This window comes from Odoribacter splanchnicus DSM 20712 (assembly GCF_000190535.1).
Taxonomy (GTDB): domain Bacteria; phylum Bacteroidota; class Bacteroidia; order Bacteroidales; family Marinifilaceae; genus Odoribacter; species Odoribacter splanchnicus.
Map to the genome: position 1 here is coordinate 2,808,713 of NC_015160.1, position 14,942 is coordinate 2,823,654.

The following is a 14,942-nucleotide window of genomic DNA, read 5'->3' on the forward strand; positions in this document are numbered from 1 at the left end:
CAGCTTATTTTAATGTTAATTTGATTCCAAAATTATAGGTACGGGCAGAAGGATAGGTACTATAGTCGATTCCCATGTTATAAAAAGCACTATAAGTAGTACTAAAATTCCCCTGTGGGTCCATACCCGGATATTTCGTCCAGGTAAACAGGTTTGTGGCCTGGAAAGTGAATTCCACTGCATTCAAAATACTATTTTTATAGAGGTGTTTCGGTAAACGATAAGATAAATTCAATGCGGTCATCCGCAGATAGGAAGCATCGTGAATATATCGGTCGGTAATAATACTGTTACTCCCCCAACCATAATACATCGCCCGTGGATAAGATGCATTTACCCCGGGATTCACCGTCCAGGAATCCAATATCCGGTTAGAAGTATTATATACATTCATATCTCCTGAACTATTTTTTTCTTCGTCCCAAAAACGATCCCCTCCGACAGAATAAGAAAATACAGCATTCAACATCAATCCTTTCCAATACAACGTACTACCGAATCCTCCGAAGAAATCCGGATTCGCATTTCCGATCACAGTACGATCGCCATCGGCAGTGATTTGTCCGTCCCCATCCAGATCCATAATATACACATCACCCTGACGTTCATAATTATAATCGTCTCGATAATATTTCAGGGTTCCGGTTTTCGGATCGATGGTCTTCAAACCGACCAGTTCTTCATTAGTCATAAATAAACGACCGGCATCTTTATAGCCGTAGAATCTCCCGGTTTCACCTCCTTCTTCTATTTTAAAATAATCATAAGCTCCGCCACCGAAATAACCGTCTGAACTGTTTAACTTTTCCAGGGTTGTCCGATTACGGGCAATGTTAAAATCGACATTCCAGGTCAGGTCTTTTTGTACATTTTTGATAATATCTACCCGGACATCGAACTCGATTCCCCGGTTTTTCAATGAACCGATATTTTGATAAACACTAGAGAAAGAAGAGGAAGTCGGTACAGGATCGCTATACAATAAGTTATCTACTTTTTTCTGATAATATCCCAAAGTACCCCGTATCCGGTCGTCCCAGAAACCATAATCCAAACCGACTTCTTTCTGTATCTGTTCTTCCCATTGCAGAATATCATTTCCTAAAGAAGAGGGTACGATGCCGGCAGCACCGTTATAGGTTGCCGATCCCATTAATGTCCGCCAATCATAGGCTCCCAGATTCTGTGATCCGGTTTTTCCGACAGATCCCCGTAATTTCAGATAAGAAACGATATTGGAATAATCTTTCATAAAATTTTCTTCGGTAATGATCCAGGCAACCGCACCGGAAGGGAAATATCCCCAACGTTTATCCGGGCCGAACTGAGAAGAACCGTCTGCCCGGAAATTCAGGGTCAGTAGATAGCGATTGTTGAATTTATATTCCAAACGCGATAAGAAAGAAGCCAAAGTATTAGAACTGTAACTACTGGAAATACTATTCTTTTTAGCAGCACTGTTTAAATTAGTCAAAACCTGGTCATCGGGGAAACCGCTACCGGAAGCTTTCAACCCATCTGATTCATACTTCTCGATAGAAAAGCCGACCAATCCCACCAAACTATGCTTCTTCCAGGTATTCACATAATTCAACGTATTGTCCCACATGTAAGTATAGCTTTCATTTTTACTGACACTGGCAGAACTTTCTGCTCCATCATACCAGGCAATGGTATAAGTGTTGTATTTATTCACATTATATTGAACCGTACCGGAAGTACGGAAAGTCAATCCTTTGATAATATCCCATTCCAATCCTAATGTTCCGGAAAAATTCCGTCCTTTGGCTTCATCGGTATCCATCAGTGATAATAACGGGTTTTTCGTATAGTAATCGATCATATTGATTGTTCCGTCTTCATTATAAGCAGGCACATCCGGCCGCATATCGAGAATTTCACCGATCATATTGTCTTTATCATTAGCCGTACGGGCTGTAGCTCTCAAATCCAATTTAAACCGAATAATATCCCGAACTGCAGCATCAAAATTAAAACTACCCCCCAACATTTTGGAATTACCACCTTTGACGATACCTTTCTGGTCTTTGTAATAGATAGAAGCACTATAAGAAGATTCTTTGGAACCTCCGCGTATTCCGATACTGTAATCCTGAGTAGCGGCATTCCGGGTCATCAGATCCCACCAATCGGTATCTCCATTTCCATAAGCATCTTTCAGATAGAACTCATCGGTCAGGGAATGTAAATCAAACTGGCTATGATTAATGTGAGAATTAAAATAAGTTTCGTCCACATATTTTCTGGTGAAATAGTCCAGTGAACCTCTCGTAAACAAACTCATCGCACAAGCAGCTTTCGACACCCGGATATACTCATCTGCGGTCAATACCCGGAAATCATTGGCATTCATCGTCTGTATTCCATAACGGGCAGAGAACTCCAATTGAGGCTTCATACCAGCTTTTCCCCTCTTCGTAGTCACCAATACGACACCGTTAGCAGCCCGCGAGCCATAAATAGCTGTAGCGGAAGCATCTTTTAAGATATCGATACTTTCTACATCGGTCAAATTTAAATTATACAACGTATTGGATACATCTCCGGAAGTACTGGCATTATACTCGGGAACTCCGTCGATCACCCACAATGGCTGTGAATCACCCGACAGAGAAGAAGATCCCCGGATAATAACAGACACCGGTGAAGTCGGGGAAGCCGAACTGATCATCACATTTACTCCCGGTGCTTTTCCCTGAAGCATAGACTGTATCGTCGCCCCCATCGGAGCCGTTTCCATATCCTTACTTCCCAAACGGGTAACCGCACCCGTCATATCCTTTACCTTTGTCGTTCCATATCCCACCGCAACCGCTTCTTCCAAACGGTTCATCTCTTCTTCCAGGGTTACATCGATTACATTTTTAGGCCCCACAGTCACTTTCTGTGATTTCATTCCCATAAATGTAAAATTTAGTGCCAGATCAGGCGCCTCGGGACATTCCAGGGAATATTTCCCTTCATTATCGGTAGCCACACCGATGGTGGTACCGTCGACCAAAATAGTCACGCCCGGCAGAGGATCTCCACTCGTATCGGTCACTTTACCGGAAATCTTCCTCATTCGTACCTGCGGGACATTTTCCGACTGGCGGCTACGACGAATCACAATCGCATTATTCTCCCGGACGTATTTCAAATCGGTACCTTCCAGGCATTTGTTCAATATCGCATCTACCTGCGTATTTTTCATGTCGATATCGATTCCTTTCACCGAAGCAATATCCTCATCGCTATACATAAACACCAGCTGTGTCTTCTCTTTCAATTCCCAAAGAATTTCTTCCAGAGAAGCATTTTGTTTTTTCAAACTGACTGTTTGTGCACTCGCTAAAGCGAACACCTGGGACATAACACATAAAAGAAGTACGAATGTAAGCTTCATCCGTAGCAGAACTTTAGACAATTTTCCCGAATAAGAGAAACTGCCGTTTCGGTTTTTCTTCATACTTTTGTAATTGGTTAAGTTTAACTATGTTATTAACTAAAGAAGGGCCGGAAATTTTTGACGCCGATTCCGGTCCTTATTTTTTATTTCCAACTGAATGTGATTACATTGCCTTTCCTGTCCACAACCACTTTGTCCATGGCCCGGATTAGTTCGAGTATGGTATCGATATGATCGTAACGCCCCAGATTAGCGGACAGACGTAAATTCCTCACATCTGCGCCGCTATAAAACACTTCGATATCGTACCAACGGGCAAGCGTATTCATTACTTCTTCCAGGCGTTGTTTTCTAAAAACAAACATTCCTTCCGTCCAATCGGTATATAAACGGGTATCTACTTCTTTCACCTCGATTTGCCCGGTGAGTTTATCTAAAGAAAACTGCTGGGAAGGTAAAAGCCGGAAAGCACGTATCTTGTTTTCCGGTCCGGTAACCGTCACCGCTCCTTCCAGCAAAGTTGTATGCACAATTTCTTCCTCGGGATAGGATTTCACATTAAAACGGGTTCCGGTCACTTGTATGTGCATGTGTTCCGTTTCTACGATAAAGGGCCATTCCGTCGCTTTTTTCACTTCGAAAAATGCTTCTCCGCGCAAATATACCCGCCGCTCGTTCCCCACAAATTTTACCGGATAACGCAATTCGGAACCACAATTCAACCAAACTTCGGAACCATCGGCTAAATATATTTTATAGTCGGCACCGGCAGGGATTTTCACCGTATTGTAAACCAACTCTTCGTAGGAATCGACGGTATAAGTAAGTGTATCCTGCCGATAAGCCAAATAACTTTGAGTAGAGTTACTGATGTGTATGCCATTTTCTTCCCATAGCTCGACAATTTGTTTTTCCAAATCGATATGTTGTCCATTAGCTAAAATCAATTCCGCACTTTTTTTACCGATTAATTCCGCCTCCCGGACCACTTTCACCGTTTCTATTTCTGTCGGCTGCCAAAGCATACCGATCAGGAGGAATATAAGGACACTGGCAGCAACGACACCTATTCTCCTCATTCCCCATCCGCTTTTCTTTTGGACATTTACTTCAAACTGTTCCCACTCTTTTGCCAAGTCGATCATCTCCCCTTTATCCACTCTGAGGTAAGCTTCCCGATAGTCTCTCACTCTCTCAAACAGCTGTCGGTGATCGTTGTCCAACAGCCATTCCTGAAATTTTTTCTCTTTCAAAGTTTCAGGATGTCCAAGGTGTTCCAATAGATATTCCAGCTCTTGAGGATCTAACAACAACATAAAGGTTCGATTCTTTTTGCGGGTTTCCGCAGAAAGAATAACGGACAGATGATAATGGATAATGGACAATTATTGGAAGCTTCACTTCCATTAAATAAAGAAAAATGAGAAAAGAAAACGAGAATAAAATCATTGACAATCAATATAATATATCCTGTTCTTCGGGTATACTGCTTCATTGTCGATTAACCAGGAGCCTGCGGGGTCCAATAACTTTATAAACATTATGAACTTTATAAACTTTCAACTAAATTAAACGAACGTTTATTTGGTAATAAACTATTCACAATAAAAACAGGCAAGGAGTAAAAATGGGTGAAGTAAAATTGATTTTTTTTATTTTGAATCCCCAAAATGAAACATTACCCCCGTCCCTTTGTTTCTTTCCATCCAAATGCAGTAAAAATATTTTTTTACAACGGGGTGGTAACTCGTCTATCGTCTTGAAAAGCCATCGATAGATCTCTTCTTCCATGACATCATAATCGTCCAGTTCCGGATTCTCAGGATGCAACTGTCTGTAAGCAGCATATTTTTCCTCGACTTTTTTATGCTTTATTTGTTCTATGAATATTTCCTCTTTTTGTTTTCATCCTAAGCTGCCAATGAAAAACAAAAATAATGCTTTTTAGAGGATTAGAAAGCAAGGAGTTCATAGTTAATTCTAAAAATTCAAAAGAAAAGCTGTGTGAATGCTCGATTCACACAGCTTCGCTTCTATTTCGGACAGAACTATTTACCTACTTTTTAGCAAACATAGATTCGATATATTGTTCCATTTGCTTTGCCATGTCTTTATCCTCACATTTGGCTACCAGTTTCTGACCGATCTTTTTCCAACGGTTGATCTGCAGAGGAGTAGCTTTTTCTTTTGCTCCGGCAATTATCGAGAATGGGAATTCTTCCGGAGAAAGGTTGTTCACTTCTTTTTCACAGACTGTAAGCAGCTGATTCGGATTATTGGCTAAGAGTGCTTTAGCGATATTGATCTGCCCTACCAATGATTTTTCATTTTTCAATTTCAGACCGACAATCTCTTTCTTCATCTGATCCAGGTCGGCAGCTGTTGTCGATTTATCCCGTCCGTAGAAAATCATCATCAATTTACGTTGATACCCACTGGACAGTCGTTTATCGACAGCTTCTTCCGTATTATTTTGTGCAAACTTCTCCCGGTTGGCCAACAAATATTCATAAGCTTCAGAGCCTGCCGGAGCTAAATCAGGATTATTGAAAATAAACCAATAATCAGACGATACTTTCTCTTCATCGGTGAGTTGTCCATATAATTCTGCAGCTACTTTCGAAGCATCCGGAGAATACATAGAAATCAAACTTTCCACATATTTAACCAGGAATTCCTTATCCCGGACTCCTTCTGCATATTTTGCTTCCAGTACACCGGTTGCTTTATTATCGTCGAAAGCATCCTTTACCCGTTCGATAAACCGGTCCGGTTCACCACCGCCGACAAATTTATGACGCACGGTTCCATCCGTATTCAGAATGACAAAAGTAGGATAAGCGCGAACACCGAATTTTTTAGCTAATTCAGGTCCTTCTCCTTTTTCCATATCATATTTAACACAAATGAATTTCGGATTCATATAATCTCCCATTTTCTCCTGTGGGAAAACAGTGTTACTCATATATTTACAAGGCCCACACCAGGAAGTATAACAGTCGACAAAAATCTGTTTACGCATCTTAGCAGCCTTTTCTACTGCCTGTTCAAAAGTCAGGTCCTGGAAATTAACCCCTACATGAGCTAAATTCTTCCAGGATTCCACATAATACTCCAGGTAATTTTTCATTTCGCTATTAGCCGGGTTAGCCATCATTTTTTCAGCGGCAGCAACCATACGGTTATAATCTGCCTTAGTCGCTTTATCCTGCATAGCTCCGAAAGCCATCAGCATAGACGATAAATCGTTTCCGGTCAATGTAGCAGCCTTTTCTTCCACTTTAGATACCAACTGATTCACATCTCCCTGAGCCACCAAGCCGGCAATATCACATAAAGACAACAAATCGTTCTTTTTCTGAAGATCCAATTTACCGATCTGTTGTTTCAGTTCATCCAAAGATACGGTTTGTCTTTCTTTATTTCTATTAAGGTGTGGAAATAAAGCCCGGCTATAAGCAGAGAATAAAAATTCATCCAATTTTTCTTTCCCTATATTTTTTTCGAAGGTCGGAATATTGGCCAAAATCAAATTAAAATCGGGAGTTCCAACCGTACAAGTACCGTCCTCAAACAAGGGCCAGTATTCTTTTTTCAATTTATCTTTCTCGGTGATCTGAGACAGTAATTCTTTTTTTACCTGCTCTGCTTTTTTCTGATCGTAAGCATCATCTAAAGCGACCTTATAAGCCAATAATTGCTTTTTATTCATTTTTCCTTTTTCGTACTGTTGATTCAGATACAGCAAGGAAGTCTTTTCATTCAACCCTTTCTTTACTCTTTCGATAAAAGGTTCCAGTTCATCTCCACCGACGACAGCATGTTGTACCGTTCCGTCCGGACGGATAATAAAGAAAGAAGGATAAGCCCGCACACCTAATTTGTTTTTCAATTCTTTCCCTTCTCCCTGTTCCATATCGAACTTCACACAGACAAAACGAGGATTAAAAAATTCTCCGGCTTCTTTCATCGGGAAAATCTTTGTTGTCATCATCTTACATGGACCACACCAAGTTGTGTAACAATCAACGAAAACCAGTTTCTTTTCTGCTTTAGCTTTAGCTAATGCTTCATCAAATGTCAGATGCTGGAAATCCACTCCCGTTTGCGCAAAAGCCATTACGCTTAGCACCAAACACATCATCAAAGGAATTAATTTTTTCATAATATGATTTAAATAGTTTTGGTAAATGATGATGCAATTTACAAAATGGGATTCAATTAAAGTCTAATTTCTTCCATCTTAACCTATATTTGTGATATCCACGATAGTCCTCTAACATTTTATTAAGAGTTGTTGTCTCTTTTTTTTACAAAACCCAGTCTCCCAAAAACGACAGGCGACCGATACGGCCGGTTAGAAAAAATCAAAAGAGAAATTAAAATAATCGATTTATTGAAAGAGTAAAAATGAATAAATGTTTCCTGATTCGGGCTTTTTAATGTAATTTTGTCAGAAGACCTGTAACTTTTACAGGTCCGGAAGAAAATATGAACAAGATAGCTGAATATGGAAGATATACAAGCGATCAAACAACGATTTGAAATCATCGGTAACAATCCGGGTTTAAATCGGGCCATCGATATTGCCACTCAGGTAGCCCCGACAGATCTATCTGTACTAATAACCGGAGAGAGTGGGGTCGGAAAAGAAATTTTCCCCCGAATCATCCATGCATACAGCACCCGCAAACATGCCCAGTATATAGCGGTAAACTGCGGTGCGATCCCCGAAGGGACGATCGACTCCGAACTCTTCGGTCATGAGAAAGGGGCTTTTACAGGGGCCGTATCCGACCGGAAAGGGTATTTCGAAGTAACAGACGGCGGAACTATTTTTCTGGATGAAGTGGGAGAATTGCCCCTACCTACGCAAGCCCGTTTATTAAGGGTACTGGAAACCGGTGAATTTATCCGGGTAGGTTCTTCCAAAGTCCAGAAGACCAACGTCCGGGTCATCGCAGCCACCAACCTCGACATCCCGCAAGCGGTGAAAAACGGGAAATTCCGGGAGGACTTGTATTATCGCCTGAATACCATTCCCATTACCATCCCTCCTTTACGTGAGCGTAAAGAAGATATTCCCTTGTTATTCCGGAAATTTGCCGCCGATTTTGCCGAAAAATACCGGATGCCCGCAATCCGATTAACGGAAGATGCCGTTAAAGTCCTACAAGATTTCCGTTGGCCGGGAAATATCCGCCAACTGAAGAATGTAACGGAACAAATCTCTGTCATCGAACAGGAACGCATAGCAGATGGAGCCACGTTGCGTAAATATATACCGGAAAACGATCCGATGTTGCCGACACTGACAGGCGGCCACGATAAAGGAGATGCCAGCTTTGCTTCAGAAAGAGAGATCTTGTACAAAATCCTTTTCGACATGAAAAAGGATATGAACGACCTGAAACGTCTGGTTTATGATCTGATGCAAAACGAACCTCAGCAAGAGACGGTGGTAACCGAGCCGACCACTTCTCTGGTATTGCGGAATCTCTATAACCAGGAACCGGGACAGTTTTCCCCGGCTCCCAGTCCGACAATGATCAATCACCGGGAAGATCGTATCCAGGATACCGAAGCAGTCATCGAAGAGTCCTTTTCCATCGAAGAAAAAGAAAGAGAACTGATCCTCAAAGCACTTGAAAAAAATCACGGTAAGAGGAAACTGGCCGCCAAAGACTTGGGCATATCCGAACGAACCCTATACCGGAAGCTGAAAGAATACAATCTGGAAAATTAGATCGTTATTTCATAAAGCAGCTTGTAGGGGTGATAACCTTGTTCCAGAGCAATCCGTCCGAAGGCGGATAGTGCCCCATGCAGGTAATCGTTGCCGACGACTTTGCGAAAACCGAAACAGAGCTGAATCCATGTCTTCCGGTAGTAAATTAACGTGAGTTCGATGAATTATAGTTGTCTGCAAATTTGATGATTAGCGAAAATTGCTATATTCACCGAGGATAAAGTTACAGAATTATTTTGCATGGCAGATGACTTCTGCAAGTTTTCTAACGCTATGATGGGAAATATACGCTAAAATCAGACAATAAACGGCAGTATCACCGCGATTGCGTTATTCTGAATTCATAGAACTCACGTTAAATTAAATTGTTACTTCAAACAAGTGAAGTATACGGATACAAAAGATGGTAAGTTCGATCCTTCTATTAGCAATTCAATTTTCTAATCCCGGAATAAATTTTTAGCTTTGTTGTCAAAATAGGGTTATGGAGACGAGGCTATTCATACAGGGAGTAAATTTGAAAGAGGATCAGGCTTGGAAAGAACTGTATAATTATTTTTATGCTCCTTTATGTTGTTATTCCGCCCGGCTCATCGGCGACGAAGATGCCGCTGAAGATATTGTACAGGGATGTTTACTACGGTTATGGCGCTCATCGCTCTGTTTTCAAGATATCAAAATCATTACTTCTTATCTTTATCGTTCTGTTTATCATGCTTCTTTAAATTTTCTTCGTGACCGGCAACGGGCTCACAAGCTTCATGAAAAATGGATGAAGCAGACCTACGAGTCTGAAGTGGCAGCAATTGCAGGAGCGATTGAAGAGGAAGCCATCTCCCGTTTCTATCAGGCCATTTCCCGTCTGCCGGAACAACAAAGAGAAATTCTCTTACAAAGTGCAAATGGAAAAAAAATCAGAGACATCGCTCTTTCGCTCGGTATCTCTGAAAATACGGTTAAGACTCAGAAAAAGAGAGCTTATTTCTTTTTGCGGGAACAGCTTGGCGAATTGTGGTTGTTCGTATTGCCTCTGTTGTTTAAATAACGATTCCATATTTTTTTTAATTTTTTGTCACCCGTTTTTTCTTTCGTGGTGTCTGTATGTACTTTTAAACCGAAAATGATGAAGTGGGAAGACATAACAGATGAAGCCCGAAAAGCAACAGAACAGGCACTGACCGATTTATTGACTGAAAACCGGAAAATATCCGGAGATCAGTTGTCAATCCGTCTGCAAGATCCGGCTTATTTGGAAAAAAAATCGCAACAACGGAAACGTTATTGCGGAGAAGAGGCTTTCAGGCAAATGAAACGTCGGGAGGCAAAACGCCGGAAAATCCGTTTATGGATCCGGTCTGCCAGTGCGGCATGCATTCTGATCGCCGGAATATTGGTCATTGTGCCGAAACAAAAAACAGAAGTCTTACCATTGGCCGGTCATTCTATTCCGGAAATCCGTTCTGCCGAAATGAAGGCTTTGCTGATTAAAACCGATGGAGAACAAGTGATGCTGGGAAAAGAAAGCCGGCAACTGAAAGAAAAAAACGGAATGCTTATTGCCATCGATTCCGGAGGACTGGAATATCCGCTCCAGAAACAATTTGTTTCCCATACCACCGATTACAATGAATTGATCGTTCCCCGGGCAGGAATGTATTGTTTAAGTTTGTCCGACGGAACCCGTGCCTGGCTGAATGCCGACAGTCGTCTGAAATATCCTGTGGTTTTTGCAGAAAACGAGAGGAGAATCCGATTGAGCGGTGAAGGCTATTTCAAAGTAGCCAAAGATACCCAGGCACCGTTTATCGTAGAGACCGATTTAGGCGAAATCCGGGTAATGGGAACAGAATTTAATGTAAAATGTTATCCCGACGAAACTATTATAGCTACTACCTTGGTGAATGGGAAAGTCAGTTTCATCAACTCAGAAGTTCCGGAAAGGATACTCGCCCCCGGTCAACAACTTCTTTTCGAAAGAGGGAACCAGGAAGCTGAAATCCGCCAGGTCAATGTCTGTAATTATATCGGTTGGAAAGACAATCAACTGATTTTTCATAAAGAAACCCTTGAAGAAATCATGCGGATCTTAGCCCGATGGTATGATATCGAAGTTGTATTTGAAAACAATGACTTAAAACAATTGGAATTCTCCGGGAACCTGAATAAATATACCGACATCGAAACTTTTTTCCGTTTATTCGGAATAGGCGCGAATGTCCGTTTTCAGCTTTCCGGCAGGACGGTGTATATCAAAAGTGCTGAATAAAAACAAAGAGTGCGGTCAGCGTCCAACTTTTCGCACTCTTTGTACATTCCATATTACTAATTTAAAATTTATAACATGTACGACAAATTTATGAAAAAAAAGCACTGGAAAAAAACTTTTCTAGTAATGCGTCTGAGTTGCTTTTTGGCCTGCTGGCTAACTCTTTCTGCCTTCGGGACAGTCTTTTCCCAACAGAAGTTGGTAAATCTGAAAGTTGTCGCCGAATCGTTAAGTAATGTCTTGATGCAAATCAAAGATCAGACAGGAGTAAAAATTCTGTACAACGAAAATTTACTGAAAAATTACGAAAACATTAATCTGGATTTAAACAATGTGGAGGTTGAAGAAGCTCTGCGACAAGTGCTGGCAAACACCCGCTTCGAATATGAGGTGACAGACGGTGTCATTGTGGTGAAAGAAAAGAAAAACAGTTTTCCGCAACAAAAAACAGTACGGATACAAGGTAAAGTAAGCGACGAGGACGGGGCACCCCTCCCCGGCGTAACGGTTTTAATCAAAGGCACGACACTGGGAACTGCAACAGATATGGATGGAAAATATTCTCTGTCCGTCCCGGAAGGTAATTATATTCTCCTGTTTACCATGGTAGGTATGAAAACCCAGGAAGTAACCCTGAAAAATCAAACCGAATTGAATATAATCATGCAACACGAAACAAGCGAGATGGACGAGGTGGTGATAACGGGATACTTCAACCAGGCGAAAAACAGCTTCACCGGAGCAGCCCGTACCATTACGGCCGAAGAGTTGCAAGCAGGAGGCAACCAAAATATCCTAAGTGCACTACAAAATATCGATCCCTCTTTTGTCAAGCTGGAAAATAATCAGCTGGGATCGAATCCGAATGCCATCCCCGATTTCCAGATCCGCGGAGCCGGAAGCATCAGTGGCATGCGCGACGAGTATAGCGGTAATCCGAATATGCCGGTGTTTATCGTCGACGGTTTCGAAACTACAGCGGAAAAAGTATTCGATATGGATCCTTACCGGGTGGCAACGATCACCTTATTGAAAGATGCTGCAGCGACAGCGATTTACGGTTCGCGAGCCTCCAATGGTGTAGTGGTCATCACCACAACGGCTCCGGCCAGCGGAAAGATGGCGGTGAGCTATAATGGGGATGCTACATTTTATATGGCGGACTTAAGTGCCTATAATTTATGTAATCCAGAGGAGAAATTGGAACTGGAAGTACTGGCGGGATTGTATGATGTGGAAAAAAAGCAGTATTTCAATTATGGCAGTAAGTTTGCAGATCAAGCCGTCATGCAGAGAGCCTATAACTGGCGTTTGGCTAATATTAGAGAAGGAGTAAACACTTATTGGTTGGATAAACCACTAAATAGTCTGACCGTAGCACATAAACACTCTTTGCGTTTGGACGGAGGAAATGATTATATTCGTTATGCCATGGAGGTGAACTATAATAATACCCCCGGTGTGATGAAAGAATCCGGACGCGAACGTCTCGGATTGGGGTTGGAATTGCAGTATATTTACAAGAATCTGACTTTCCGCAACCAGTTGAATTATTCGCGGGTGAAAGCGACCAACTCACCTTATGGCAGTTTCAGCGAATATACCCGATTAAATCCTTACGTAAAATACAAAGATGAAGACGGTAATTATATTTATGAACTGGAAGCAGAAGACAGAAGAAGCAATACAGGAAGCTATAAATTTTTTATTTACAATCCATTGTATAATACGACATTGGATGTCAGAGATGAATCGCGCTATAATGACCTGACCAACCTGTTCGGCATCGACTGGCAGATTATCGAAGGGCTGCGGTTGAAAGGCAGTTTCTCTTTCACGTTGCAGAATACTTCGGCGGATGTCTTTAAACCGGCAAAGCATACTGATTTTGCTACTTATACTGGTGACGATTTTGACCGCCGGGGCTCCTATTCGGCTTCCCGCGGGGATGTGTTCGATTATGACGCTTCGCTGGTGTTGAGTTATTTCTGGCAGGCAAACAAGCATGTCATCAATGCCAATTTAGGATGGAACGCCAAACAGAGCCGGACGAAAGAGTTTTCCGTTATGGCGGAGGGCTTTCCGAACGAACGCCTGGATTACATCAGTTTCGCCACGCAGTACCAGAAGAACGGCTCTCCCTCGGGTAATGAGTACACCTCCCGTCTGGTGGGTTTCCTCGGCAACCTGAATTACAGTTGGGACGAGCGTTACCTGTTCGACCTCTCTTTCCGTGAGGACGCCTCCTCGCAGTTCGGTGCGGACAAGCGTTGGGCACCGTTCTGGTCGGCGGGTTTGGGCTGGAACCTGCACAATGAGCATTTCATGGAAGGCGTGGATTGGCTGCAGCAATTCAAAATCCGCGGTTCCTACGGTCTGACGGGTAGTCAGAACTACGATCCATACCAAGCAATCACAACGTATGAATACCTCACCCAAGACCGTTACCACTTTGCCGTGGGGGCTATCGCCAAAGCAATGGGCAACCGTAACCTGGCTTGGCAGCGAACCTGGCAACAGAACTACGGGTTGGATCTGACCTTGTGGAAAAACCGAATCGATATCTCTGCCGATTATTACATCAAAACCTCTAAAGACGTATTGACAGCTGTTACTTTAGCCCCATCTCTTGGCTTTTCTTCTTACATGGACAATCTGGGAGAGGTGGAAAACCGCGGATATGAATTGAGTTTGCGAGCTACATTAATTCGTGACCAGTCTAAGAAGATTTTTTGGAGCGTGAATGGCTCGGCTATCCACAACAAAAACAAATTACTGAAAATTTCGAATGCTCTGAAAGCTTATAACGAAACCTCGGATAGTGAACTGGATAAAGAACCTAACACTGATGGTAAGAAATCGGAAGTCAACCGTCCTCGGGTACGCTATGTGGAGGGGGCTTCTATGAACTCTATTTGGGTGAATCATTCTTTGGGAATCGACCCTGCCACCGGTAAGGAGATTTTTGTTGCCCGCAACGGTGACTTGGTGACTGACTGGTCGTCTGCCAATTACGTTATCGGCGGGTGTACCGATTCGAAGGTGGAAGGAACATTCGGAAGTAATTTCACTTGGAAAGGTTTGTCTTTGAACATGACATTCCGCTATCGTATCGGTGGGCAGATGTACAATCAGACTTTGGTGGATAAGGTACAGGATGTAGACCCGCGCTACAATGTGGATAAACGTGCTTTCGAACAACGCTGGCAAGAACCGGGAGATAAGGTGCGGTTCGCTGCTTTCCGCACTGAATTAAACGGAATCAATGTGGCTTATGTGACCCGTCCTACTTCGCGGTTTGTAGAAGATTACAACTATCTTGAATTGGCAACCTTGAATCTTTCTTATGAATTTGGCACAGCGAAATTACAGCGATGTGGCATTAAGCGGCTAAAGGCGATGTTTTATATGAACGATGTGTTCCATGTTTCCAACGTGAAACAAGAACGAGGTATCGATTACCCGTTTGCCCGGAATTTCAGTATCGGTTTGCAGGCAAGATTTTAATAGCATAAAAA

7 protein-coding genes and 1 pseudogene are annotated in these 14,942 nt (G+C 42.3%); 5 read left to right on the top strand and 3 right to left on the bottom strand.

From position 1 onward, the window contains the following. Positions 1–4 precede the first annotated feature (4 nt). The 3 genes from ODOSP_RS11865 to ODOSP_RS18865 form a co-directional block, all read right to left on the bottom strand. Entirely contained in the window at positions 5–3,469 is a 3,465-nt protein-coding gene (locus ODOSP_RS11865; RefSeq protein ID WP_013612544.1) for a TonB-dependent receptor, read from the bottom strand. Positions 3,470–3,552: 83 nt separating this feature from the next. Further along, positions 3,553–4,725, bottom strand: a complete 1,173-nt coding sequence (locus ODOSP_RS11870) for a FecR family protein (protein WP_013612545.1) — start codon at positions 4,723–4,725, stop codon at positions 3,553–3,555. A gap of 740 nt (positions 4,726–5,465) precedes the next feature. After that, entirely contained in the window at positions 5,466–7,574 is a 2,109-nt protein-coding gene (locus tag ODOSP_RS18865; RefSeq protein ID WP_148233363.1) for a thioredoxin family protein, read from the bottom strand. 345 nt (positions 7,575–7,919) lie between these two features. Here ODOSP_RS18865 and ODOSP_RS11885 point away from each other — a divergent pair, with 345 nt between their 5' ends. The 5 genes and pseudogenes from ODOSP_RS11885 to ODOSP_RS11900 all read left to right on the top strand — a co-directional run bounded on the left by ODOSP_RS11885 (position 7,920) and on the right by ODOSP_RS11900 (position 14,931). Then, positions 7,920–9,155, top strand: a complete 1,236-nt coding sequence (locus ODOSP_RS11885; RefSeq protein WP_013612547.1) for a sigma-54 interaction domain-containing protein — start codon at positions 7,920–7,922, stop codon at positions 9,153–9,155. 207 nt (positions 9,156–9,362) lie between these two features. Further along, positions 9,363–9,484, top strand: a pseudogene (locus tag ODOSP_RS20585) (transposase); the annotation flags it as partial. Between the two features lie 158 nt (positions 9,485–9,642). Further along, positions 9,643–10,203, top strand: a complete 561-nt coding sequence (locus ODOSP_RS11890) for a sigma-70 family RNA polymerase sigma factor (RefSeq protein WP_013612548.1) — start codon at positions 9,643–9,645, stop codon at positions 10,201–10,203. Between the two features lie 75 nt (positions 10,204–10,278). Further along, positions 10,279–11,424 (top strand): FecR family protein, encoded by a 1,146-nt coding sequence (locus ODOSP_RS18870; RefSeq protein ID WP_013612549.1) that lies wholly within the window; start codon positions 10,279–10,281, stop codon positions 11,422–11,424. Between the two features lie 90 nt (positions 11,425–11,514). Further along, positions 11,515–14,931 (top strand): SusC/RagA family TonB-linked outer membrane protein, encoded by a 3,417-nt coding sequence (locus tag ODOSP_RS11900; protein ID WP_041557363.1) that lies wholly within the window; start codon positions 11,515–11,517, stop codon positions 14,929–14,931. The last annotated feature ends 11 nt before the right edge of the window (positions 14,932–14,942 follow it).

Excerpts from the sequence above, each read along its gene's own strand:
- ODOSP_RS11890 (WP_013612548.1), top strand. The coding sequence starts at position 9,643 with ATGGAGACGAGGCTATTCATACAGGGAGTAAATTTGAAAGAGGATCAG.
- ODOSP_RS11870 (WP_013612545.1), bottom strand. The coding sequence starts at position 4,725 with ATGTTGTTGTTAGATCCTCAAGAGCTGGAATATCTATTGGAACACCTT.
- ODOSP_RS18865 (WP_148233363.1), bottom strand. The coding sequence starts at position 7,574 with ATGAAAAAATTAATTCCTTTGATGATGTGTTTGGTGCTAAGCGTAATG.
- ODOSP_RS11900 (WP_041557363.1), top strand. The coding sequence starts at position 11,515 with ATGAAAAAAAAGCACTGGAAAAAAACTTTTCTAGTAATGCGTCTGAGT.
- ODOSP_RS18870 (WP_013612549.1), top strand. The coding sequence starts at position 10,279 with ATGATGAAGTGGGAAGACATAACAGATGAAGCCCGAAAAGCAACAGAA.
- ODOSP_RS11865 (WP_013612544.1), bottom strand. The coding sequence starts at position 3,469 with ATGAAGAAAAACCGAAACGGCAGTTTCTCTTATTCGGGAAAATTGTCT.
- ODOSP_RS11885 (WP_013612547.1), top strand. The coding sequence starts at position 7,920 with ATGGAAGATATACAAGCGATCAAACAACGATTTGAAATCATCGGTAAC.